The following is a 23,903-nucleotide window of genomic DNA, read 5'->3' on the forward strand; positions in this document are numbered from 1 at the left end:
TGCTCGCTCTACAGGACCGCCATGCCAGCGCTCGACACCATCCGCCAGCAAATCCGTGCCAATTATTTGCCCGACGAAGACCAGGCGGTGAAGCGGCTGGCCGAGGCGGCCGGGCTGTCCGTGCACGATCGCAAGGCGATTTCGGCCCGTGCCGCCGATCTGGTGCGGGCGGTGCGCGGCTCGTCCGATCCGCGGCTGATGGAAGTGTTCCTGTCCGCCTACGGCCTCTCGACCAAGGAGGGCGTGGCGCTGATGTGCCTGGCCGAAGCGCTGCTGCGGGTGCCCGACACCGAGACGATGGACGACCTCATCGCCGACAAGATTGTGCCGCACGACTGGTCGGCGCATTCGGGCGGTTCGAGCTCGATCTTCATCAATGCATCGACCTGGGCGCTGATGCTGACCGGCCGCGTGCTCGACGAAGGCGAGGGCGGCATCGAAGGCACGCTACGCGCCATGGTGCGCCGGCTGGGCGAGCCGGTCATCCGCAAGGCAGTCGCCGCCGCGATGCGCGAGATGGGCGAGCAGTTCGTGCTCGGCCGCACCATCGCCGAGGCCGTCAGGCGCGGCCGGCCGATGACGCAGAAGGGCTATCTCTATTCCTTCGACATGCTGGGCGAAGCGGCCCGCACCGAGGCCGACGCGCTGCGCTATCTCAAGGCCTATGCCGAAGCCATCTCTTCGCTCGATGCCGGCGCCAACGGCCCCGACATCCGCCAGAACCACGGTATTTCGGTCAAGCTGTCGGCGCTGCATCCGCGCTATGAAGTGACCCAGAAAGAAAAGATGCTGCCGGTGATGGCCGAGCGGCTGTTGTCGCTGGCGCTGGCGGCGCGCCATTCGCGCATGGGGCTCAACATCGACGCCGAGGAAGCCGACCGCCTCGATTTGTCGCTCGACGTCATCGAGCGGGTGTTGGCCGAGCCGGAGCTTGCCGGCTGGAACGGTTTTGGCGTCGTCGTCCAGGCCTATGGACCGCGCGCCGCCTTCGTCATCGACTGGCTCTACGCTCTGGCCAGGAAATACGACCGCAGCATCATGGTGCGGCTGGTCAAGGGCGCCTATTGGGACACCGAGATCAAGCGGGCGCAGACGCTCGGGCTCGACGGCTATCCGGTTTTTACCCGCAAGGCCAACACCGACGTCTCCTACCTGGCCTGCGCCAAGAAGCTGTTGGCGATGACCGACCGCATCTACCCGCAATTTGCCACCCACAACGCCCACACCGTCGCCGCGATTCTGTCGATGACGACGGAGCGCGATACGTTCGAGTTCCAGCGGCTGCATGGCATGGGCGAGGCGCTGCATGAGACGGTGCGGCGGGCCGAAGGCACTCGCTGCCGCGTCTATGCGCCGGTCGGTGCTCATTCCGACCTGCTCGCCTATCTGGTCCGCCGGCTGCTCGAAAACGGCGCCAATTCCTCCTTTGTCCACCAGCTCACCGACGAGGAAGTCGAGCCCGAGGACATTGCCCGCGACCCGCTCGAAACGGTGGAGAAACAAGGTCCCGCCGCCAATCCAGCGATCGTGCCGCCGTCGGCAATCTTCGGTCCAGGCCGGCGCAATTCCAAGGGCTTCGATATCACCGACACGCTGACGCTGGCTGCGATCGACAAGGCGAGGGCCGAGTTCGCCGGGCCGGAGCGCTGGCACGCCAAGCCGGTCAGCCGCGCGGCCGGCTACGGCAAGCAGCGTCCGGTCGTCAATCCGGCAAAACCTTCGGAAGTGGTCGGCACGGTCAGCGAGGCCGGCGCCAAGCAGGTCGAGACCGCCGTGCGCATCGCCGTCGAGGCACAACCGGCATGGGCAAGACGGCCGGTCGCCGAGCGCGCTGCCATCCTCAACCGCACGGCCGATCTCTACGAGGCGAACGCCGTCGAGTTCTTTGCGCTGGCCGCCCGCGAGGCTGGCAAATCGCTGGCCGACGGCGTTGCCGAGGTGCGCGAGGCGGTCGATTTCCTGCGCTACTATGCGGCTGAGGCCGCCAATGCCGAGGCGGGCACCGAGGCGCGCGGCGCCATCGCCTGCATCTCGCCGTGGAATTTTCCGCTCGCCATCTTCACCGGCCAGATTGCGGCGGCACTGGTCACCGGCAATTCGGTGATCGCCAAGCCAGCCGAACAGACGCCGCTGATCGCCTTCCGCGCTGTCCAGCTGCTGCGCGAGGCCGGCGTGCCGGAAGACGTCATCCAGCTTCTGCCCGGCGACGGCCCCTCGGTCGGCGGCCCGCTGACCGCTGACCCGCGCATTGCCGGCGTCTGCTTCACCGGCTCGACCGATGTCGCCAAGCTGATCGAAAAGCAGCTCGCCGAGACCGCCGTGCCTGACGCCATGCTGATTGCCGAGACCGGCGGCCTCAACGCCATGATCGTCGATTCCACCGCACTTCCCGAACAGGCGGTGCGCGACATCCTCGCCTCCGCCTTCCAGAGCGCCGGCCAGCGCTGCTCGGCATTGCGCATTCTCTACGTGCAGAAGGACGTCGAGAAGAAGATGCTTGAGATGCTGAAAGGCGCGATGGAAGCGCTTAGCCTCGGCGACCCGTGGCGGATATCGACCGATGTCGGCCCGGTCATCGATGACGAGGCGCAAGCGTCGATCCGTGACTATTGCACCAAAATGGGCCTGCAGGGCCGGCTGATCGCCAAGCTTGAAGCGCCGAAGGACGGCCGCTTCGTTGCGCCGCACGTCTTTCGGGTCAAGGGCATCGAGGAGTTGGAGCGCGAGGTGTTCGGGCCGGTGCTGCATGTCGCCACCTTCGATGCCGACGAGATCGATGCGGTGATCGCTGCGATCAACCGCAAAGGCTATGGCCTGACCTTTGGCCTGCACACCCGCATCGAAGGCCGCGCCCAGCATTTCGTCGATGGCATCCATGCCGGCAACATCTACGTCAACCGCAACCAGATCGGCGCCGTCGTCGGCGCGCAGCCGTTCGGCGGCGAGGGCCTTTCCGGCACCGGGCCGAAGGCCGGCGGGCCACATTATCTCCGGCGCTTCCGCAAGGGGCCGGAAGCCGGCACCCATCTTGCCGAAGGCCGCAAGGTGACGGCGACCGAGCTCGCCGACAATCTGCCGGACCCGGCCTTTGGCGGCTGGTCGACGCGGCCGGATCGCGTCGCCATCCTGAGGAAACATCTGCGCGGCAAGGGTGCCGCGGCTATCGGCACTGCCGCCGGCATCGATTTCGGCCAGGTCGACCTGCCCGGGCCGACCGGTGAGGCCAACACGCTGTCGCTGTCGCCGCGCGGCCGCGTGCTCTGCCTCGGTCCCGACGCGGATACGCTGCTTGCGCAGACGATCCAGGCGCTGGCCGCCGGCAATGCCGTGCTCGCCGTCGCACCCGGCGCGCCGGCAGCGCTGTCGGCGCTGACCGGCAAGGGCCTGCCGCTGGCGGCCATCGACGGCCGGCCGGACCCGGTCGAAGCGCGCTCGCTGCGGGTCGATGTCGTGGCCTTTTCCGGCACGCCCGAGGCCGCGCGCATCGTGCGCAAGGTCATCGCCGAGCGCGCCGGCCCGATCGTGCCGCTGATCAGCGAAGTCTATTATCCGGCCGCCTACGCCCACGAGCGCGCCGTCTGCGTCGACACCACGGCGGCGGGCGGCAATGCCAGCCTGCTGGCCGCTGCGTAGGTTTCGCCAGGGTTCGCGCATCGCGGGGCAGGGGTGGCGCCGACTTTGGTATCCGCATGAGGACGATCGTTACCTGATACCGAGCGGCACTTCGAACTGCCAAGCCGAGCGACCGGCTCCTTCCGGAATAGGAGGAAACGGAGAAGCCCGGCGGACTGCGTCGAGTGCGGCTTTGTCCAGCGCGGCAACACCCGAACTGCCCGTCAGCCTGGCTGACCGGACGCTGCCGTTCGAGCCGACGGTAAAGGCAACGGTTGCTGTGCCGGTGGCGCGCGTGCGTGTCGAATTGAAGGCCCGCACCAGTTTTGACCTGATCTTGCCGGGATAGTTCGTGACGGCTGCATTGCCGATGCCTGATTTGCCGCCTCTGCTGGCGGTCAGGATCTTGCCGTCCTTCCTGCCGTCGGCCATGCCGCGCGCGACATCCGTTTCGTCACGGCCGCCGGAGCCGGCTTCTTTCTTCTTGGTGTCGGCTTTTGCCGCAGCCTTGCCCGCCTTCTTGCGCAGGGGCGGCTTTTCGGTTTCAGTCGGTTCGGCTTTTTTGACCGGCTTGTTCTTTGCGGTTGCCTTCTTCGGCTGCTTGGGCTCCGGCCTGTCCGGCTTCGGTTCTTCCGCCGCGCCGACTGTCTCGGTCGTCTGAACCGTTTCGGCCGGCGCCGGGTCGGCTGGTGCCGGCGCACTCGTCTCGGCAGGTTCGGCCGTTTCGACCGCGCTGACTGGCGGCGGCACGGCATTGTCGTCGGCAGGCACCAGCCTGTCGGTTGCAAGAACGTCGGGCGATGGGTCCTGGCGCGCCGGCTGCGCAGGTGCTGGCTCGGTGCGATCGGCAGGCACAGCGATTTCCGTGGCGGCCTCGTTGACCGGCTCAACCACTTCTTTGTCCGATGTCTCCGCCGCATCGGTGACCGGCTGGAGCGTCTCCTCTGCCGCGGCCGCCTGCGCCTCGAGCGTTTCGACCGGCTTGGCGTCCAGCATGGTCACCATCGTCACGTTGGCCACTTCCGGATCGTCTCCGACATCGCCGGCCGCCTGCTGCGGGTCGGCGCCGAGCAGCATTTCGCCTTGCTGGTCGGCACCTTCGATGCTTGGCCGATCGTCCGGCAGCGTGAGAAAGGCCAGCGCCACGGCTACGTGGAATGCGCAAGAGCAGGCGATCGCCACCGTCCAGTTGCGGCGCCGCCGCGTCTGTCGTGCCTGCCGCAATGGCTCCGCAGGCACCGTCGGCAAGTCGCCGTCGGCATCGGCGATGTAACTGTCTTCCGGCCTGTCGCGCAGCGAAACACGCAGCGCCTCGCGCGGGATGGCGAAGTCCGGATCGTCCGGCTCCGGCGGCAGGAAACCGGCTAGTGGCCACGCCACGGCGTTTCGCGCGAATGCGGGTTCCGGTCCCAAAATTCAGACCCCGAAGGCGATGCCGGTCCTGGTCTGCGTCTTCAGCCCGCGCATGCAGGCATTCGGCTCGGCGCCGGCGCATTCCGTGGCGCTGTTGATCAACACGCGGCTGACCTTGCCGCAATCGGTGCCGGCAAGGTCGAAACGCGTCACCTTGGTCTTGCCTGCAGGCAGCAGCCGGTCGACGACGCCGGCCTCGTTGAACAACGCGATCTCGAACGCCGCCTTGGAAAGACCGGCGCCGAGATTGTTGGTGACCACGAAGGTTAGGCGGCAGCCCTTGTCGGATGGCTGCGCGCCGTTCAGCTCGAGGATCAGCGCCGGCGCTTGCTGCTGTGTCCATGCCGGAGCCGCCGCAAGCGACATAGCCACCGCCGCGGCCAACAGACGAAGGGATGCTGTCACGCCTTGCCTCATCGTCAGCCTCCAAACCGCATGGTCGCCGCCAGCTTCAGGGTGACGCCGGGCTCGTAGACGATACTCGTGGTCGACGCGTTCAGTGGGTTGGCGTATTTGACGTCGAACAGATTGTCGGCGCGGAAATCGACCTTGAAATTGTCGGTCGCCTGGTAGCTGGCGAAGGCATTGACCAGCGTATAGTCCTTGGCCACCGCGTTGCCCTGCGGCTTGCCGTTGTATTGCACCTCGCCGCCGACAGTCAGCCTGTCCTCGAGGAAGCGAAAGCCGAGTTGCCCGGTGACCTGGGAGGAGGGGACGGTGACAAGGTCCGCCCGCTCGCCTTCATAGGAAATCGTGTGGCCATCGGTGAACGACGCCGAAAGCCCGGCAAAGCCCCAGGCTGCGTCATAGACGCCCTCCATCTCGAAGCCGTGGATCTTGGCCTTGGCGAAATTCTGATACTGGAAGCAGATCGGGATGCCCGGACCGAACTGGCAGCCGCTGGTCGGGTCGAACGCCGATAGCGTCACGCCGTCGATGTAATCGTCGACATTGTTGTTGAAATAGGCCGCCTTCAGCCGCAGCGCGTCGTCGGCCTCGATGACGCCGTTGGTGCTGTAGTTGACGCCAAACTCCACGGTCTTGCCGGTTTCGGGCTTGAGATTGGGATTGGGGAGGAACGGGAAGCTGACGCCTGCCGGATGATTGCCGCTGATCAGGGTCTCCGATAGCGAAGGGGAACGGTAGCCTTCTGCGTAAGTGCCGTAGAATTGCAGGCCGGAAAGGCTGGCGCTTGCGAAGGGCGAAATGCCCACTGTGATGCGTGGCGACAGCCGGTCGCCAGAGGTTTCGCCGACATCGCTGTCTAGCTTGTAGCTGTCGTAACGCAGCCCGGCGATGACCTCGAGCCAGTCCCAGGTGAGCTTGTCCTGGACGTATGCGCCGGAGACGTTTCTATCGCCCGAGGGCGTGTAGAAACTGTCGCCGCCCGCCGTGCCGCCTGTCTCGACATCGTCGCCAACCCAGTCGCCGCCATAGGTCAGCTCATGCGCGATCCCAACGGTCTCGAATCTCGACGTGTTCCAGATGTCGATGCCGGAGGTGCCGATGTCGAACATCGATTTCGAACCCGCCGGCAAAACCACGGGCAGACCGGTGACCGGATCAAACCGGTTTTGCGCCACAAGGGTCGTCAGATCGAGCTTGGTCTTGTTGTAAGAGGCGTTGATGTGGAGATCGAGCCAGCTCTTGTCTTCGTCGGTGATGTTGTAGCGGGCCGTGAAGGTATTCGCCTTCAGGTCGGCGTCGTTCACCGGCGCGCTGCCGCTGGTCTCGGTCCATCCGTCGTTCGAGCCGATCCAACCGAGCTTCAGCTCGCTGTTTTCGCTGGGGCGGATGGTCGTCTTGAGGAGGCCGCTCAAGACGTCGAAGCCAGTGCCCGCTACAGTGTCGCCGCCGCCATGCTTGTAGTCGTCATAGTCGCGGTAGACGATGTTGCCGAGCACGTCCCAGTTCTCGTTTATCCGGTAGGCGCCGGTGGCGCTGGTGGTCCAGCCTTCACCGTTGGTTTCGTAACGCCCGGTCGCGGATGCCGCCCAGGTCTCGTCGGGCTTGAGGAAATCCTGAGCATCCTTGGTATCGAAAAAGACGACGCCGCCGATCGCCCCGGAGCCGTAGGTATTGGCGACCGGACCGCGGATCACGTCGACGGATTTGATCAATTCGGGATCGATGTAGAAGGTCGATTGCGTGCCGTGATCCGAGCGCTGGAAATTCTGGCGGGCACCGTCGACGATGACGGAGACGCGGCCGAAGTCCTGCAGGCCGCGGATGTTGATGCTGGAGCTGACACGCCTTGCGTCGGCCTGGACGGCGACACCCGGCACACCGAACAGCATGTCGTTGGGCGTCGTCGCCATGCGGCGCTCTAGCTGCTCCTCGTCGACATGGCTGGCTGAAGCAAGCGACTCGATCGCCGTCTCGCCGGTGCGGCTGAGGATCAGGATCTTGTCGAGCAGCGTGGCACCCGCCGGGGCGGGCTTTGCCTGTTCTGGCGGTTGAGACGGGTCAGTCTGCTGCTGGTCGGCTGCCGGTTGGGCAGCCGGCTGGGCGCCGGCCGGTGCGGCGAGCAGCGGGATCGCCGCCGCGCCGGCCAGCAACGCGGCCATTTTGCTTGTCATAGAACAGTGTGCCAGGCCGCTGCCCACCGGCCGTCCCCAATTCGCCAACCCCATGCTGCAACTCCAAGAATCCATGTTCGATGCTGGCTGGCTTGGGGCTCGCTGGCATTTTTCATCGCGTCCGGCGTCTTAAATGTTGACTCATTTACTCCGGTATTGCACTGCTAGATAACATGACGATTCGAGTCAAGAATTGAATCGGCATTTCACGCCGGCGCCGAGCCAGATGCCCGGCACAGAACAGGGAGCGAACCCATGAACACGCACAATCCCAGCGACTTTCGCTATCGCGTCCGCCGTTCCGACGAAAATTCCGTCCGTTTCGAACGGGTCCAATCGGCCGTGAGAACGCTGTCCAGCAACACGCTGTTCCAGGGCGAGCACGAGATCGGCATCGAACATCACGGTGCGCTGTATCGGCTGAAGATCACCCGGCAGGGCAAGCTCATCCTCAACAAGTAGGTGGTGGAAATGGACCAGCGCGTAAAACCCGCCCCGCACGAGATCCGACGGGCACGGGTAGACAATCCGAAGATGCGCGAGCGCGACCTCGCCGCCCAACTCGGTATTTCGGAGGCCGAACTGGTCGCCGCGCATTGCGGCGACGGGGTCGTGCGGGTCGAGCCGCGTGTCAACGACGTTTTGACTGGTCTCGAAGCTGTCGGTGAGGTGATGGCGCTGACCCGCAACGAAAGCGCGGTGCACGAGAAGATCGGCGTCTACGACAAGGTCGTCACCGGCAATCACAATGCCATGGTGCTCGGCGAAGACATCGACCTGCGCATCTTCCCGAAAGTCTGGGCGCACGGCTTTGCGGTGGAAAAGCGCGACGGCGCCGACATCCGACGCAGCCTGCAGTTCTTCGACGCCGCAGGCGAGGCGATGCACAAGGTGCATCTCAGGCCCGCATCCAACCTCTACGCCTATCAGAAGCTGGTGGCCGGGCTGGAATCTCCGAACCAGGAACCGACGGTGGCGATTTCAGCGGGCGCGGCTGACGACGAGATCGAGACTGCGGACAATTCGGCCAGCGTCGAGGATCTGCGCGACCGCTGGAGCCAACTAACCGACGTGCATCAGTTCTTCGGCATGCTGAAGACACTGAAGCTCAGCCGCCGGCAGGCGGTGCGCTTGGTCGGCCAGGATTATGCCTGGCTGGTCGATAACGATGCGGTGAGCGCCATGTTCAACCACGCCGCCGCTGGCGCCATGCCGATCATGTGCTTTGTCGGCAATCGCGGCTGCATCCAGATCCATTCCGGCCCCGTCGCCTCGATCAAGCCGATGGGACCATGGCTCAATGTGCTCGACGAGACCTTCCATCTGCACCTGCGGACCGACCACATCGATGAGGTCTGGGCCGTGCGTAAGCCGACCAAGGACGGCCATGTCACGTCGCTCGAAGTCTATGGCACCGACGGCAAGATGATCATCCAGTTCTTCGGTAAGCGGCATGAGGGCGAAAGCGAGCGCGAAGACTGGCGCTTTCTGGCCGAAAACCTGCCGCGTATCCCAAGCCCGACCGCAGCCTGAGGAAACGATGATGGCTCTTTTCTCCAGGCTGGTCTCCAGGTCGGCGCTTGGTCCTGCGGCCGCTGTTTTCCTGGCGTTCGCCGTGCTGATGCCGGCTCAGGCCGCCGAAGGCATCGCGACTTTTGCCGACCGCTCGAGGATCGTGGCCATCGGCGGCTCGATCACCGAGATCGTCTACGCGCTCGGCGAACAGGATCGCCTTGTCGCGCGCGATTCGACCAGCCGCTATCCGCAAGCGGCGGCGGAACTGCCGGATGTCGGCTACATGCGCCAGCTGTCGCCGGAGGGTGTGCTGTCGGTCAATCCGTCGGGTATATTGGCCCTGCACGGAAGCGGACCGAAGGAAGCCGTCGACGTGCTGAAGAAATCGAGCATCCCGTTCATCGAGGTGCCCGAGCGCTATGATAATCAAGGCATTCTGGAAAAGATCCACATCGTCGGCAAGGCGCTCGGCGTCGAGGCCAAGGCCGATGCCCTGGCAGCCCAGATCGACGCCAAGCTGAAGGCAGCCGAAAAGCAGACCGCCTCGATCAAGGAGCGCAAGCGCATCCTGTTCGTGCTGTCGATGCAGGGCGGCAAGCTGCTTGCCGCCGGCAGCGACACCGCAGCCGACGGCATCATCAAGCTTGCGGGCGGCATCAACGCCATCGACGGCTTTGCCGGCTACAAGCAATTGTCGGACGAGGCAGTCATCACCGCTAGGCCGGACGTGATCCTGATGATGAACAATGCCGGACCGGCCACCGCGGATGACGAATTGTTTTCGAACCCTGTCGTGGCTTCGACGCCGGCGGGTGCCGCCCGCAAGCTGATCCGCATGGACGGCGGCTATCTGCTCGGCTTCGGCCCGCGCACGGCCGACGCTATCCACGATCTCGCCGTCTCGCTCTATGGCGGCCAGGTCACGGATTGAGCGCGATGGCCGATCATTCGATCGCTGATGCGGCGGGCATCATGGCGACGGCAGCCGAGGGTGACCGTTCGCGGCGCGCCCGCCTCGTCATCGTGCTGCTCTGCGTCGGGCTGGCTATCGCCGTGCTGTTGTCACTGACCTCCGGCGCATCCGATGCCTCGGCCATCGGCGTCATGCACGACTGGCTGTTCGGCGCGTTGCCCGGCGACGCGGCATTGAGCGCCCGCGACCATGTGATCATCCATGACATCCGTCTGCCGCGCGTCATTCTGGGCGTACTGGTCGGCGCATCGCTTGCCGTCTCCGGTGCCGTCATGCAGGGTTTGTTCCGCAATCCGCTGGCCGACCCCGGCCTGATCGGCGTTTCGGCCGGATCGAGCCTCGGTGCGGTCGCCGTCATCGTGCTTGGCTCGACCATGCTGGCGCCGCTGACCTCGGCGCTCGGCACGCTGGCTCTGCCGCTGGCTGCGTTCTGCGGCGGGCTGGCGACGACATTGCTGCTCTATCAGGTCGCGACACGGCAAGGCCGGACCTCGGTCGCCACCATGCTGCTCGCCGGCATCGCGCTGGCGGCGCTTGCCATGGCGCTGACCGGCATCCTGATCTTCATGGCCGACGACCGGCAATTGCGCGACCTGACCTTTTGGCAGCTCGGCTCGCTGGGCGGCGCAACCTGGCAAAAAATCGGCTCCGTCGGGCCGATCATCGTGCTGGCGCTGGCGGCAATGCCGTTCCTGGCGCGCGGCCTCAACGCGCTGGCGCTTGGCGAGGCGACGGCCGGCCATCTCGGCATTCCGGTGCAGCGGCTGAAATACACCGCGATCGTCGGCGTCTCGGCAGCGGTCGGCGCGTCGGTCGCCGTCAGCGGCGGCATCGGTTTTGTCGGCATCGTCGTGCCGCATTTGCTGCGCCTGCTGATCGGCCCCGACAACCGTTACCTGCTGCCGGCATCGGCGCTGCTCGGCGCCGCGCTGCTGCTGTTGGCTGACGCCGTTGCCCGCACCATCGTTGCCCCGGCCGAATTGCCGATTGGGATCGTCACCGCGGTCGCCGGTGCCCCGTTCTTCCTGTGGATACTGCTGCGCAAGCGCGGCGTCATCGACCTGTGAAAGTTTGCCTATGATCGAAGCGCGCGATGTCTCGGTGGCGATCGGCGGCAAGCGCATTGTCGCCAATGTCGATTTCGAGGCGCGGCCGGGCGAAATCGCGGCCATTGTCGGCCCCAACGGTTCGGGCAAGACGACCTTCCTCAGAGCACTGTCCGGCGATCTTGGCTATTCGGGAGAGGTCACCATCAACGGCCGCAATCTATCGGCGATGAAGCCGGTCGAGGCGGCGACGGTGCGCGCGGTGCTGCCGCAGGCGACGACGCTGTCCTTCCCGTTCACTGTGCGTGAGATCGTCAGGCTGGGCCTGGTCGGCGGGCGCTCCGGCGCGCTGCCCGGCGAGGACCAGCGCCTGCCCGAACGCGCGCTGGCGCGCGTCGACCTCGACGGTTTTGCCGGCCGCTTCTACCAGGAATTGTCCGGCGGCGAGCAGCAGCGCGTGCAGCTTGCCCGCGTACTCTGCCAGGTCTGGGCGCCGGTGCTCGACGGCAAGCCGCGCTATTTGTTCCTCGATGAGCCGGTGTCCAGCCTCGACATCAAACACCAGCTGATCATCATGGACATCGCGCGTGATTTCGCCAGACGGGGCGGCGGCGTGGTCGCCATCCTGCACGACCTCAATTTGACGGCGATGTATGCCGACCGGATTTTCGTCATGCATCGCGGCAGGCTCGCCGCTACAGGTTCGCCGCAACAGGTACTCAGCGACGAGCTGATCGAAAAGGTCTTCGATTGCCGGCTGAAGGTCGGCGTGTTGCCGGCAGGAAACATGCCGTTCGTTTTGCCGCAATCGGCAGCTTAGGCAATCAGAAAAATCAGGCGGCCGGCGCCCGTTGCACCAGCATGTCGATGCCGAGCAGGTGTCGCACATTCGGGCGCGCCGCCACCAGATCGGCGATCGTGTAGCGCGACAGCACGGCGAAGAAGGCGTTGAGCGCTTCGCGCAATGCCGAATTCAAGGCGCAGCTGTCGACCAGCGGGCATTCGGCGGCGTCGTTCTCGAAGCACTCGGCCATGGCAAAGCTTTCCTCCGTCACCCGCACGACATCGAACAGGCTGATCGTTTCGGCCGCGCGACCGAGCCTGACGCCGCCATTCCTGCCGCGCACCGTTTCGATCAAGCCGTTTTCGACCAGTGGCTGCAGGATCTTGAACAGGAAAAGTTCCGATACCGAATAGGCGGCGGCGATCTCGGGGATGCGGCTCAGCCGTTCGGTATTGGCGGCGCAATACATCAGAATGCGCATGGCGTAGTTGGTCTGACGGGTAAGCCGCATTGTGTCCTCACATAGCAGTGGTTGGGGTCAATATGGCCTATAGTTTGGAACAATTCCAGACTGGCGCTGCATAATAGATGAATTCAGGCGTCAAGTTTGCATGCGCGATTGCGCGCACCGGGATCAGCGGCGCGCTTTCTGTGGGAAGCGACATTAGATAAGTTCGCATGATCGATCAGGAGCGGCCCACCATGTCACGACCAGCCCCGGTTCTTGCATCCGTCGCGTTCGCCCGGTTCGACACCGACGCCGATGCCAAGCTTTCGGCGCTCAGGCGCACCAAGTTCGCTGCCACCGCAGCACTTGCGTTTTGCGTGCTGATCTTTGCGGCGGCGAAATCGTTCGAGAGCCGGCATGCGTGGTTGGGCTTTGTTGCCGCTTTCGCCGAGGCGGCGACGATCGGCGGGCTGGCCGACTGGTATGCGGTGGTAGCGCTGTTTCGGCGGCCACTCGGCCTGCCGATCCCGCATACGGCTATCATCCCGGAGAACCAGAACCGAATCGCCGACAATCTCGGCCGCTTCATCGAGGTCAATTTCCTGGCGCCGGAGCCGGTGCGCGAAAAGCTCGCCGAAGTCGATTTTTCCGCGCTGGTCGCGGACTGGCTGGCCGACCCGAACCGCGCCGCCGACCTGTCGCGTTTTGTCGGCCGGCTGGTGCCGCAGACGCTGGCGGCGGTCGAGCAATCCGGACTGCGCGGCTTCGTCACCAGCCGTATGCTGGAGCAGATCGAAAAGGTGCCGCTGGCGCCGCTCGCCGCCGAGTTGCTGTCGGCGCTGACTGACGATCGCCGCCACCAGAAACTATTCGACGAGTTCACCAAGGTGGTCGGCCGCTTCTTGAGCGACGAGCAGGCGCTGGCGACGATGCGCGAGAAGATCCGCGAGGAACTGCCGTCGCTGTTCAACCTGTTTCGCGCCGACGCCTATCTGTTGAAGAAGATCGTTGCGTCGGCCGGCTCGCTGCTCGATGAAGTGCGCGCCGATCCGCACCATCCAATGCGCGCCGAATTCGACCTTTTCGTCGCGACTTTCGTCGAGCGGCTGAGGACATCCAAACAATATGCCAGGCGCGCCGAAAAGCTGAAGCGAGATTTCCTCGCCCGGCCGGAACTCAGCGCTCTGGCCGGCGACATGTGGGAGAGCCTGCGGCTGTTCATCGAGCAGGACGCCAAGGCGCCGAATTCGATGATCCGCGACCATCTCGCCACCATGTTCGTCGAGGTCGGCCGCCATCTTGCCGACGACGCGCAGATCAGGGCCGACATGAACCAGGGGTTCATCGTGGCGCTGGCATCCTTCGTCGAAAGCCAGAAGAGCGGCGTGTCCAAATTCATCGCCGACCAGGTCAAGCGCTGGGACCTCGCGCAACTGACAAGGCTGATCGAGATGAACATCGGCAAGGACCTGCAATATATCCGCTTCAACGGCATGATCATCGGTGGCCTTGCCGGGCTCGTGCTCTACACCGCCGAACGGCTGTTTCTCGTCGGCTGACCTCGTCCGAATGGACCGCTGAGCTTCGCTGCACTATCTTCCGTGCAGTGGCGGCGTTCACGGCAACAGGGGGAGAGTACCAGCATGGCAAAACGACCGGATTCCGAGTCCTTTATCGACATGTTCGGCAAGTTCGGCCGCGACCTGAAGCTGCCGAATGTCGATGTCGAGGCGATCCTCGCCCACCACGCCAAGAACCTGGAAGCGCTGGAGAAGTCGGCCAGGGCGAGTGCCGCCGGAGCGTCGGCGCTGTTGTCCAGGCAACGCGAGATGCTACAGGACACGCTGCGCGAAATCACCGACATGGCACAAAACTACAGGGCGCCCGGCAATCCCCAGGAAATGATGCAGAAGCAGGCGGCGTTCGCCAGGAGATCCTTCGAGACCGCGCTGAAGAATGCCGGCGAGATGGCCGAACTGGCGAGGGCGTCCGGCACCGAATCCATCGAAATCCTGCGCAGCCGCATCAAGGAGGCGATGGAGGAGATCCGCGCCGGCCACGACAAGAAATAAGCTGTTCCCCAGCAGCACGCTTGCCGGCGGCGAAGACTGGCGGTTCGCGGCCGAAGATTATGGGCTGGAATCGCACTGGCGAATTGACAGGGGCGGCCCGTCGTGGTCCGGAACAGGCAAGCGATCGGGAAAGCAGGAATGACGCAGATACGGCCCACGACGCCGCCGACCTTCGAGCAACTCAGGGCGATGGCCGGGCAGGAATTAGGCGTCTCGGACTGGACGCTGGTCGATCAGCACCGCATCGACCAGTTTGCCGAATGCACGGGCGATCATCAATGGATCCATGTCGATCCCGAGCGGGCGAAGCGGCAAAGCCCGTTTCGCACCACGATCGCGCATGGCTATCTGACCCTGTCGATCATCGGCGCGCTGGCGCTTGAGATGGGCATCGTACCCGAAAACACGCAGGCCGCTTTCAACTACGGTTTCGACAAAGTGCGTTTCGTGGCGCCAGTCAGGGTCGGCTCGCGAATCAGGCTGCGCACCACGCTGTTGTCGATGGAAGACAAAGGCCCGGGGCAATATCTGATGAAGGCTTCCAATACGGTCGAGATCGAAGGCGAGCAGAGGCCGGCGCTGACCGCCGAGACGCTCGTCATGCTTTACGCACGCCGCAAGCGGGCCGGCACCTGAGAGACCGTTTGGAAACTCTACTCTGGCGGCCATCTGATCGCGTTTTCTGCGCTTCCGGCCTTCGCCGGCCGAAGCACCGATCAGCGGTCGTGGCAGTTAAGGCTACGGCCGGCGTAGGCCGGTGCTCACGGACCTAAATGTCCGCTGCGCTCCGGTTCTCGAAACCACCACCATATGACTCGCCAGAGCGAATTTCGAAACAGTCTCCGAGGACACGGGCTCAGACAGGCGTGCGGCGGTGCAAATCAGCGCGACATCGCCTGTTCAAGCGCCCTGAAAATCCGGTCGTCTCCGGACTGGGCGACGTTGAAGCGCATGAAACGGCTGGCCGACCGAGACAGGCTGAACGCATTGCCGGGCGCAAGCACGACGTTGGCCGACAAAGCGTGACGGGCGACATCCGCGGCATCTATCCCCTCCGGCAGCCTGCACCACAAAAACATGCCGGCCGGCTGATCTATCCATGGCACGATGCCGATGGCCTTCAGGCGGGCGCTGGTTTCTTCCACGGCGCGCGAGAGCCGCGCGCGCAGCAGATCGACGTGCTTGCGATAGAGGCCGTCCTTCAGCAGCGTCAGCACCAGTTCGGATGCAAGCCGCCCGCTGCCAAAGGACGTGGCGATCTTGAGATCGGTCAAACCTTCCATCCAGTCGCGAGGAGCGGCGATGAAGCCGCAGCGCACCGATGCCGAAAGCGTCTTGGAGAAGCTTCCGATATGGATGACCCGGCTGAGGCCGTCGAAGGCCGCCAGCCGGGGCGCGGGCGTATGTTCAAAATCGGCGAAGATATCGTCCTCGATGATGGTCAGCCCCGACTGATCGGCGAGCTTCAGCAGCCGATGGGCAACGACGGGCGACAATATCGCGCCGGTCGGATTGTGGAGCGCGGAATTGGTGATGTAGAGGCGCGGCCGGTGCTCGTTCAGCGCTTGCGCGAACAGCTCGATGTCCGGCCCCGAGCGTGTGTAGGGAACGCTGATCACCTTGGCCCGATGGGCGCGCAACAGGGCATGGAAGTTGAAATAGCAGGGATCGTCGACCAACACGGTGTCACCCGGTTCGAGCAGAAACCTACACAGCAGGTCGATCGCCTGGGTGCCCGATTCCGTCAGCATGATCTGGTCCGGGGAGGCTTCGATACCGTGCTCGGCCATGCGCCGCGCCAGCAGATGGCGCAGCGCCGGCAAGCCGAGCGGCGTGCCGTAATCGGTCAGCGCGGCATCGTCGGCGCGGGCCATGGTCCGCAGTGCGCGGCGCAATCCGGCCTCGGGCATCCATGCGGCCGGCAACCAGCCGCAACCGGGTTTGAGCACATTGTCGCCAGCTTCCAGCGATTGGCGCGAGACCCACAGCGGGTCGACAGCACGGTCAAGCCTGGGGCCGATCTCGGCCAGTGACAGCGGAGCCAGCGATCCGGCGGCATAGAAACCCGAGCCCGGCCGCGAGCGGATCATGCCTTCCGCCGCAAGACGCTCATAGGCTTCGACCACGGTGGATTTGGAAACCTGCATGGCCTTGGCGAAAGCCCGGATCGAAGGCAGCCGCATTCCCGGTGTCAGGCTGCGCGCGGCGATCCTGTGCCTGATCGTCGCCATGACGGTTTCGACAAGCGTCCGGCTGCCCTCATCTGTTGTCGTCTGCTCGTCCATCCGTACTGCTCAGCCTACCATGACGGTTTTGTCGAACTGTACCTCATTGTCTCTGGCGGAGCCATACGCCCGGCCCGATAGAGGGCGAAACGAGCGGGGCATCGATGGACAAGGTGGCAAGTGGCTGGGCGGCGAGTGGTTGGGCGGCGAGTAGCTGGGCGGCGAGCGGCTGGGTCAACGGGTTCATAGGCGTGCTGATCTTCAGCGGTTCGCTTCCGGCGACGCGCGTGGCGGTGATGGATTTCGATCCGGTGTTCGTGACGGTCGCCCGTGCGGCTTCGGCGGGCATTCTCGGCCTCGCGCTGCTGCTCGTTTTTCGCCAGAAGCGACCGGAGCGGCAAGATCTGTTCTCGCTGGCGATCGTCGCGCTTGGCGTCGTGGTCGGCTTTCCCCTGCTGACAGCGCTGGCGCTCAAGCACATCAATTCGGCTCACTCGATCATTTTCGTCGGCCTGTTGCCGTTGGCGACCGCGATCTTCGGCGTGGTTCGAGGCGGTGATCGCCCGAAACCGGCGTTCTGGCTGTTCTCGTGTCTCGGCAGCGCCCTTGTTGCCGGTTTTGCAGTGACGCATGGCCTCTCGGTCTCGCCGCTCGGCGACATCTTGATGCTGGCCGCCATCATCGTGTGCGGATTGGGCTATGCCGAAGGAGCGGCGCTGTCGCGCAAGCTCGGCGGCTGGCAGGTGATCTCGTGGGCGCTGGTGCTGTCGCTGCCGGTCATGCTGGCGCTGACGTTCATCACCATGCCGCCGTCGCTCGAAAGTGCCGGCAGGGGCGCGTGGATAGGTTTGGCGTATGTGTCGCTGTTCAGCATGCTGATCGGTTTCGTGTTCTGGTATCGCGGCCTGGCGCAAGGCGGCATCGCCGCGGTCGGGCAGCTGCAACTGCTGCAGCCTTTCTTCGGCCTTGGGCTGGCGGCAGCGCTGCTGCATGAGCAGGTCAGTCCCGCCATGATCGCCGTCACCGCCGCCGTCGTGCTTTGCGTCGTCGGCGCCAAGAGATATGCGAGATAGGTGCGCCGGCGCAGTCTTGAACTCGATACAATCGCGTCCAGTTGATACCAAGAGCTGCCGAACTGGCGGAACGGCGTCTCCGAGGCGCCGAATCGGCCAGCGTGGCGCAAGGCGCGAAGTGGGCCTTGCGCGGCGTGGAGAAAAAGGGGCAATTTTGGTGCCTGGGATCCAGAAGATACGCTTGTCCTCGGGTGGCGAGGTGGCCGTCCGGACGGCTGGTGATGCTTCCGAACCCGCGCTCGTGCTGCTGCACGGCTTTCCTAGCTCGTCGCGGACGTTTCGCGACGTGATCGCGCCGCTCTCCGGCAGCGTCTATGTCGTGGCGCCGGACCTGCCGGGCTTCGGCGCATCCGATCTGCCGCCCGAGCCGTCGTTCGACATGCTGGCCAGCGCGATTGAAGAGCTGCTCTCGCGTCTCAACGTTGGCCGCAGGTTTCTCTATTTGCATGATTTCGGAGCCCCGGTAGCGCTTCATCTCGCCATGCGCGCCCCGGAACTCGTCGAAGGCCTTGTCGTCCAGAATGCCAATGCCCACCGCTCCGGCTTTGGTTCGCAATGGGCAGACACATTGGACTTCTGGGCTGAGCCGAATGCGGCGAATGAGCAGGCCGCCACCGCCCATCTCACCCTCGAGGGAACCCGCGACCAGTACGTCGCCGGCCTGCCAGCCGAGATCGCGGCGCAGATCGATCCAGGTGGTTGGATTGAAGACTGGCGGGTCATGTGCCTGCCGGGACGACTTGATCTGCAGAAGGCGCTCATTGCCGACTACGGCCGATATGTCGACCGGTTCGCGGCGGTGGCTGATTATCTGGCGAAGCGTCAACCCCGAGCGATGCTTCTTTGGGGTCGCCACGATGCCTTCTTCGACATTGCAGAGGTTCAATCGTGGCTTATGGATCTTCCCCGGATGGAGGCCCACGTCTTCGACGCAGGCCATTTCCTTCTGGAGACGCATGCGCTCAGGGCTGCTGAACTGATGCTGGAGTTCGTCGCTGGCGGCTCAGCTAAGCGCGCTGGCCGCGGCGACCAGAAATAATCGCAATGATCAAAGCCGCCACCACCAGGGCCGTCGCGACCTGGAAAGTGACCTGCATGCCGCGTGCGGCTGCCGCAGATGCCAATACCTGCCGACCGGTGCCTTCGCCTCCGCCAGCCGATGCGAAGGCAAACACCGCGCCCATCACCGACGCACCGGTGATCAGGCCGAGATTGCGCGACAGATTGAGCAGGCCGGAGACGACGCCGCGCTGGTCGGACGCGACGCCGGTCATCACGGCTGAATTGTTGGCGGTCTGAAACAGGCTGTAGCCGGTGCAGACGATGATGATTGGCACGACATAGCCGGCAATACCGAATTCCGCCTGCGACAGAATGAAGATACCAATGGCGAGATCGAGCAGGCCGACGATCATCATCCGGTGCGCCCCGAAACGATCGACCAGGCGTCCGGCCGGCAGCGCCGCCAAGGCCGTAACCAGAGGGCCGGCCGACAGAACCAGCCCGACCATGGCTGCGTCCAGCCCAAGCGCGCGCGACAGATAGAATGGCGCGACCACCAGCGTCGCCATCATCACGGTGGCGACGACCAGGCTCATGGCGAGGCTTGCGTTCAACGCCTGGTCGCGGAACCTGGCAGGCTGGATCAAAGGGTTCTCGACCCTTGTCTGCGCAATGACGAACAGCAGGCCACCCACGGCGGCGGCAACCAGCAAGCCGACATTGAGAGAACCAAAACTGCCGCGCCCAAGGGTCATGGCGAGCGCATAGGCGGCTAGCGTCAGCGCGAGCAAGGCCGTGCCGATGCCGTCGAAATCGCGCCGATCTCGTTCCGCTGACTTTTTTCCAGCCGGCAGGACGCGATAGGCGAGCGCGAAGGCCAGCGCCCCCAACGGCAGATTGATGAGGAAGATCGCTCGCCAGCCGAGGCCGGCGATCAGCAGTCCGCCAAGCGAGGGGCCAAGCGTGGTGCCGATCGCGGACATGGCGCCGAGCAGGCCCATGGCGCTGCCGGTTTTTTCCCGGGGGACCGTGTCGGCGATCAAGGCCAGCGTCAGAGCCATCATGACGGCCGCGCCGAGCCCCTGTGCCGCCCTTGCGGCAATCAGCAACCAGAGCGTCGGCGCGAGCCCGCAAAGCACCGATGCGAAGGTGAACAGGCCAATGCCGCCGAGCAATAGCGGGCGGCGGCCGAATATATCGGCGAGTCGCCCGGCGCTGACGATCAAGGTGGTGATGGCGAGCAGATAGGCAAGAACGACCCATTGCACGAGCTGGAACGATGCGCCGAATGCCTGCATCAGCGATGGCAGCCCGACGCTGGCGATGCTGGTGGCGAGCGACGACAGCAGCGTTGAAAGCGACAGGCTGGCCAACGCCCATCGGGCCGAGCGGACGCTCACCGGGGCCGTTTCATTCCCGATCTTTTCAGCCCCGGCCTTTTCAGACCAAGTCTTTTCAGCGGTCGATGCCACGGTGAACTCCTCTGCCGGCAAGCCCCCAAAATCGGAGCTGTCGGAAGCTATTCCTCTGCTTGATGTGGCGGAAGGCGCAGTATTTGCATCTTATTCGTGCATGAAACGCCACGTCACCGCTGAGCTGTGTTATGGTCCTTCCATGTCGTCACCCGATCTCAATCTGCTTGTCGCTCTCGATGTGCTGCTGAGCGAGGGCAGCGTCGCCCGTGCTGCCGCGCGGCTGCACCTCAGTCCGTCGGCGATGAGCCGGACGCTGGCGCGGCTGCGCCAAGCGACAGGCGATCCATTGCTGGTCCGGGCCGGCCGTGGCCTGGTTGCGACACCGCGCGCGCAGGAATTGCAGCAGCAGGCAGGCCGCGTCGTGCAGGAAGCTGAAGCGCTCCTGCGCCCGGCCACCTTGCTCGACCTCTCATGCCTCGACAGCGTTTTTACGCTGCGCGCCAATGAAAGCTTCGTCGAGGAGTTCGCGCCGCGTCTCGTCGCCCGTATCGAAGCGGATGCGTCTGGCGTGCAGCTGCGTTTTGCGCCGAAATCCGACAAGAACGACATGTCGCTGCGCGACGCAGGGATTGATCTCGAAATCGGGGTTGCCGGTGAAACGAGCCCTGAAATGCGTATTCAGGCGCTGTTTCGCGACCGCTTCATCGGTGCGGTGCGAATGGGCCATGAGCTGAGCGAGGGTCCGGTGACGCCGGCCCGCTATGCGGCCGGCCGCCACATCAGCGTTTCGCGGCGTGGTCGCGAAAAAGGCCCGATCGACGAGGCCTTGAAACTGCTGGGTCTCCAGCGGACGATTGTGTGCATGGTTTCCAGCTTCTCGGCCACGCTCGCCATGGCGCGCGCCTCCGATTTGATCGCCAGCGTCCCCGAGCGGCACACGCTAGGCGCGCGCACGGGCATGTTCAGCTTTCCGTTGCCGGTCGACGTTGCCGAGGTCACGATCTCGATGCTCTGGCATCCGCGGCTCGACGCCGATCCGGCGCAACGCTGGTTACGCGCCTGCGTGCGGGAAGTCTGCGCCTTTCTCCGCTAATCCAGAGTCGGGTCGCTGATCTAGAATCGGGTCACCACGCCGATGCCGATGCCTTCGAAGCCGCCCATAGCCATCAATGCGGCCGGCGCTTCCTCGAGGCTGATCTTCTTGCCGACCAGCAGTTCGGGCTTAAGCTTGCCGGTGCGGATCATCTCCATCATCGCCTGATAGCGGAAAGCCTGCATGCCGTGGCTGCCGCGGATCTCGAGCTCGAAGGCGATCACCTTGTCCATCGGTATCTGCGGCCTGGCATGCTCGCCGAGCATCAGGCCGACCTGCACATGGCGGCCGCGCCGGCGCAGGTTCGCGATCGAGTTGAACGACGTCGTCGGATGGCCGAGCGCGTCCATCGACATATGCGCGCCGCCATTGGTGATCTGCTTGACTGCCTTGACCACGTTCGGCGTCTTTGCCGCGTTGATCGTCGCCACCGCGCCGATCGTTTTGGCGAAGTCCAGCTTCTCGTCGGTCAGGTCGATGGCAACGACATTGGCGCCCATGGCGCTGGCGATCATGATCGCCGACAGGCCGACGCCGCCGCAGCCATGCACGGCCACCCATTCGCCGGGCGTCACCCGGCCCTGGTCGACGATGGCGCGGAACGAGGTGACGAAGCGGCAGCCGAGGCTGGCGGCGGTGGCGAATTCCATCTCGTCGGGCAAGCGCACGAGATTGGTGTCGGCGTGGTCGATGGCGACATATTCGGCGAACGAGCCCCAAGCGGTGAAGCCGGGCTGGAACTGGTGCTCGCAGACCTGGTGGTTGCCCGAGGTGCATTCGGAGCAGCGGCCGCAGCCGACGGCGAACGGCACGGTGACGCGCTCGCCGGTCTTCCAGCGGGTCACCTGGCTGCCTGTGGAGACCACGACGCCTGCCAGCTCGTGGCCCGGCACATGCGGCAGGCGGATGCCGTCGTCGTGGCCCATCCAGCCATGCCAATCGCTGCGGCAAAGGCCAGTCGCCTCGACCTTGATGACGACGCCTTCCGGCGAAGGCGTCGGATCCGGCACGGTCTGGATCGTCGGCGCCTCGCCGAATTTTTCGAAGACGACGGCTTTCATCGGCAGTTCCTCATCACTTCATGCAATTTGCGGTCTACTCGGCATCGATCTGGTTCTCCGGCGCCGCCTTCTGGAACGCCGGCAGCGCCATGCAGGCGGCGTTGATGCGCGCGATCGTCGGGTAGGGCGTCATATCGACGCCGAAACGGGCATTGCTGGTGACCTGTGCGACCAGGTAGATATCGGCTAGCCCCGGCGTGTCGCCATGGCAAAAGGTCTTTGTCTCGGGCGAGGAAGCCAGAATCTTTTCAAGCGGCTGGAAACCTTCGTTCACCCAATGCCGGAACCAGTTGGCGACGTCCTGGTCGCCGGCGCCGAACAGCGTGCGCAACGAGGTCAGCACGCGCAGATTGTTCACCGGATGGATGTCGCAGGCGATCATCTGCGCCAGCATCCTGACGCGGGCGCGGCCAGGCGCATCCTTGGGCAGCAATGGCGGCTCGGGCGTGGTCTCGTCGAGATATTCGATGATCGCCAGTGATTGCGTCAGCAGCGTGCCGTCGCCCAGGATCAGAGCCGGCACCAGACCTTGCGGATTGACCGCGAGATAGGCGGGTTCGAGATGCTCGCCGTGGCGCAGATGATGCGGCACGTATTCGTAGGCGAGGCCCTTCATCTCCAGCGCGATCCGCACCCGGTAAGACGTCGAGGAGCGGTAGTAATTGTGAAGGACGATGTCGCTCATCGGATCACGGGCCCGGTTGGCCGATGGTCAGCTCGATTTCGCCGATGCCGTCGACGCCGCCGGTGATCTTTTCGCCCGGCCCGACCGCGCCGACGCCGGCCGGCGTGCCGGTGAAGATCAGGTCGCCGGGCTTAAGTTCTACCGCCTCGCTGCAAATCGAGACGATGTCGGGAACCGGCCAGATCAGTTCGGCGAGGTCGCCGTCCTGCCTGATCTTGCCGTTGACGGCGAGCCAGATACGGCCCTTTTCGGGATGGCCGGATGTTTGTGCCGGAACCAGCGGGCCGCAGGGCGCCGAACGGTCGAAGGCTTTCGACCAGTCCCACGGTCGTGCCGCCTTCTTCGCCTCGTCCTGAAGGTCGCGGCGGGTCAGGTCGACACCGACGCCGTAGCCCCAGACATGGTTCAGCGCCCGCTCGCGCCGGATGCGGAAGCCGGCTCCGCCGATCGCGACGACTAGCTCGATTTCGTGATGCAGGTTTTGGGTCAGCGGCGGGTAGGGGATGATCGTGCCCGAACCGACCGCCGCATCGACCACTGCGTCGCCTGGCTTGGTGAAGAAGAAGGGCGGGTCGCGCTCATCATTGCCGAGCTCGCGGGCATGGGCGGCGTAGTTGCGGCCGACGCAGAAGATGCGACGCACCGCAAAACGCCGCGGCGAGCCGGCGACGGCCACCGACGGGGTTGCGGGCAGGGGGAGGGCGAAGTCTGTCATGCACTGTCTCTGCTTCAGTGAATCTGTCGCCGGCACATTCGGCCGATTTGGATCACCGGGCAAGGCATTGCATTTCAGAAGAGCTACGCCCCGCCGCGCGGCGCGGCCTGAATTTAGTCGCTCGTGTCCTCGTCCGTGCCCTGGCGGGCGGGCTCGGAGAGCCTTGCGTCCGAAACCAACCACTCAGCCACG

General features: G+C 64.7%; 21 protein-coding genes. 12 read left to right on the forward strand and 9 right to left on the reverse strand.

All coding sequences use genetic code 11. The annotated features are described in order from the left end of the window. Positions 1 to 21: 21 nt before the first annotated feature. Positions 22 to 3,633 (forward strand): bifunctional proline dehydrogenase/L-glutamate gamma-semialdehyde dehydrogenase PutA, encoded by a 3,612-nt coding sequence (gene putA / locus NKH89_RS00780; protein WP_352908313.1) that lies wholly within the window; start codon positions 22 to 24, stop codon positions 3,631 to 3,633. Between the two features lie 69 nt (positions 3,634 to 3,702). Here the strand turns inward: putA and NKH89_RS00785 are convergent, their stop codons facing one another. Genes NKH89_RS00785 through NKH89_RS00795 form a run of 3 tightly spaced genes read right to left on the reverse strand, consistent with a single transcriptional unit; the run spans position 3,703 to position 7,658 of the window. Then, the gene (locus NKH89_RS00785; RefSeq protein WP_352908314.1) at positions 3,703 to 4,992 is read right to left on the reverse strand and encodes an energy transducer TonB family protein; all 1,290 of its coding nucleotides are present in this window, start codon (positions 4,990 to 4,992) and stop codon (positions 3,703 to 3,705) included. 36 nt (positions 4,993 to 5,028) lie between these two features. Beyond that, positions 5,029 to 5,442, reverse strand: coding sequence for a hypothetical protein (locus NKH89_RS00790; RefSeq protein WP_352495977.1), 414 nt, complete (start codon positions 5,440 to 5,442; stop codon positions 5,029 to 5,031). A 2-nt stretch (positions 5,443 to 5,444) separates the two neighbouring features. Beyond that, complete coding sequence (locus tag NKH89_RS00795; protein ID WP_502896859.1) at positions 5,445 to 7,658, reverse strand: TonB-dependent hemoglobin/transferrin/lactoferrin family receptor; 2,214 nt, start codon at positions 7,656 to 7,658, stop codon at positions 5,445 to 5,447. A 201-nt stretch (positions 7,659 to 7,859) separates the two neighbouring features. On the opposite strand from NKH89_RS00795, the gene hemP reads away from it, so the two are divergent. Genes hemP through NKH89_RS00820 form a run of 5 tightly spaced genes read left to right on the forward strand, consistent with a single transcriptional unit; the run spans position 7,860 to position 11,958 of the window. Next, positions 7,860 to 8,066: a hemin uptake protein HemP gene (gene hemP / locus NKH89_RS00800; RefSeq protein ID WP_023720005.1), complete on the forward strand. Its 207-nt coding sequence runs from the start codon at positions 7,860 to 7,862 to the stop codon at positions 8,064 to 8,066. 9 nt (positions 8,067 to 8,075) lie between these two features. Further along, entirely contained in the window at positions 8,076 to 9,137 is a 1,062-nt protein-coding gene (locus NKH89_RS00805; RefSeq protein ID WP_352844303.1) for a hemin-degrading factor, read from the forward strand. A gap of 10 nt (positions 9,138 to 9,147) precedes the next feature. Continuing rightward, entirely contained in the window at positions 9,148 to 10,050 is a 903-nt protein-coding gene (locus NKH89_RS00810) for a heme/hemin ABC transporter substrate-binding protein (RefSeq protein WP_352590216.1), read from the forward strand. Between the two features lie 5 nt (positions 10,051 to 10,055). Further along, positions 10,056 to 11,159 carry a FecCD family ABC transporter permease gene (locus tag NKH89_RS00815; RefSeq protein ID WP_352484214.1) on the forward strand — a complete coding sequence of 368 codons (1,104 nt, stop codon included), beginning with the start codon at positions 10,056 to 10,058 and terminating at the stop codon, positions 11,157 to 11,159. Between the two features lie 10 nt (positions 11,160 to 11,169). After that, complete coding sequence (locus NKH89_RS00820; RefSeq protein ID WP_023720009.1) at positions 11,170 to 11,958, forward strand: heme ABC transporter ATP-binding protein; 789 nt, start codon at positions 11,170 to 11,172, stop codon at positions 11,956 to 11,958. Positions 11,959 to 11,971: 13 nt separating this feature from the next. On the opposite strand, the gene rirA is transcribed toward NKH89_RS00820, so the two are convergent. Continuing rightward, positions 11,972 to 12,433: an iron-responsive transcriptional regulator RirA gene (gene rirA / locus NKH89_RS00825; RefSeq protein WP_023720010.1), complete on the reverse strand. Its 462-nt coding sequence runs from the start codon at positions 12,431 to 12,433 to the stop codon at positions 11,972 to 11,974. A gap of 191 nt (positions 12,434 to 12,624) precedes the next feature. On the opposite strand from rirA, the gene NKH89_RS00830 reads away from it, so the two are divergent. The 3 genes from NKH89_RS00830 (at position 12,625) to NKH89_RS00840 (ending at position 15,078) form a co-directional block, all read left to right on the forward strand. Next, positions 12,625 to 13,929, forward strand: coding sequence for a DUF445 domain-containing protein (locus NKH89_RS00830; RefSeq protein WP_023720011.1), 1,305 nt, complete (start codon positions 12,625 to 12,627; stop codon positions 13,927 to 13,929). A gap of 84 nt (positions 13,930 to 14,013) precedes the next feature. Then, the gene (locus NKH89_RS00835) at positions 14,014 to 14,442 is read left to right on the forward strand and encodes a phasin family protein (protein WP_023720012.1); all 429 of its coding nucleotides are present in this window, start codon (positions 14,014 to 14,016) and stop codon (positions 14,440 to 14,442) included. 138 nt (positions 14,443 to 14,580) lie between these two features. Further along, on the forward strand, positions 14,581 to 15,078 hold the full coding sequence (locus tag NKH89_RS00840; protein WP_023720013.1) for a MaoC family dehydratase: 498 nt from the start codon (positions 14,581 to 14,583) through the stop codon (positions 15,076 to 15,078). Between the two features lie 245 nt (positions 15,079 to 15,323). Here NKH89_RS00840 and NKH89_RS00845 read toward each other — a convergent pair whose 3' ends face one another. Beyond that, positions 15,324 to 16,727 (reverse strand): aminotransferase-like domain-containing protein, encoded by a 1,404-nt coding sequence (locus tag NKH89_RS00845; RefSeq protein WP_352908316.1) that lies wholly within the window; start codon positions 16,725 to 16,727, stop codon positions 15,324 to 15,326. 104 nt (positions 16,728 to 16,831) lie between these two features. Between NKH89_RS00845 and NKH89_RS00850 the strand changes: the two genes are divergently transcribed. Next, a complete protein-coding gene (locus NKH89_RS00850; RefSeq protein ID WP_352484217.1) occupies positions 16,832 to 17,740 on the forward strand; it encodes a DMT family transporter in 909 nt (302 codons plus the stop codon). Positions 17,741 to 17,921: 181 nt separating this feature from the next. Next, entirely contained in the window at positions 17,922 to 18,779 is an 858-nt protein-coding gene (locus tag NKH89_RS00855; protein ID WP_023720016.1) for an alpha/beta fold hydrolase, read from the forward strand. Here NKH89_RS00855 and NKH89_RS00860 read toward each other — a convergent pair. Further along, positions 18,748 to 20,163: an MFS transporter gene (locus NKH89_RS00860; RefSeq protein ID WP_352908411.1), complete on the reverse strand. Its 1,416-nt coding sequence runs from the start codon at positions 20,161 to 20,163 to the stop codon at positions 18,748 to 18,750. The two genes, NKH89_RS00855 and NKH89_RS00860, sit on opposite strands and share 32 nt — an antisense overlap. Positions 20,164 to 20,356: 193 nt before the next feature. On the opposite strand from NKH89_RS00860, the gene NKH89_RS00865 reads away from it, so the two are divergent. Continuing rightward, positions 20,357 to 21,250: a LysR family transcriptional regulator gene (locus NKH89_RS00865; RefSeq protein WP_352495984.1), complete on the forward strand. Its 894-nt coding sequence runs from the start codon at positions 20,357 to 20,359 to the stop codon at positions 21,248 to 21,250. Positions 21,251 to 21,270: 20 nt separating this feature from the next. Here the strand turns inward: NKH89_RS00865 and NKH89_RS00870 are convergent, their stop codons facing one another. The 3 genes from NKH89_RS00870 to NKH89_RS00880 are packed head-to-tail and all read right to left on the reverse strand — an operon-like array spanning position 21,271 to position 23,711. Further along, positions 21,271 to 22,311, reverse strand: coding sequence for a zinc-dependent alcohol dehydrogenase family protein (locus NKH89_RS00870; protein WP_023720018.1), 1,041 nt, complete (start codon positions 22,309 to 22,311; stop codon positions 21,271 to 21,273). 34 nt (positions 22,312 to 22,345) lie between these two features. Next, positions 22,346 to 22,996, reverse strand: a complete 651-nt coding sequence (gene maiA, locus NKH89_RS00875) for a maleylacetoacetate isomerase (protein WP_352908317.1) — start codon at positions 22,994 to 22,996, stop codon at positions 22,346 to 22,348. Positions 22,997 to 23,000: 4 nt separating this feature from the next. Further along, positions 23,001 to 23,711, reverse strand: coding sequence for a fumarylacetoacetate hydrolase family protein (locus tag NKH89_RS00880; protein ID WP_352495986.1), 711 nt, complete (start codon positions 23,709 to 23,711; stop codon positions 23,001 to 23,003). Between the last annotated feature and the right edge of the window lie 192 nt (positions 23,712 to 23,903).

Origin of the sequence: Mesorhizobium sp. M0923, assembly GCF_040319365.1 — a bacterium.
Classification (GTDB): Bacteria; Pseudomonadota; Alphaproteobacteria; order Rhizobiales; family Rhizobiaceae; genus Mesorhizobium.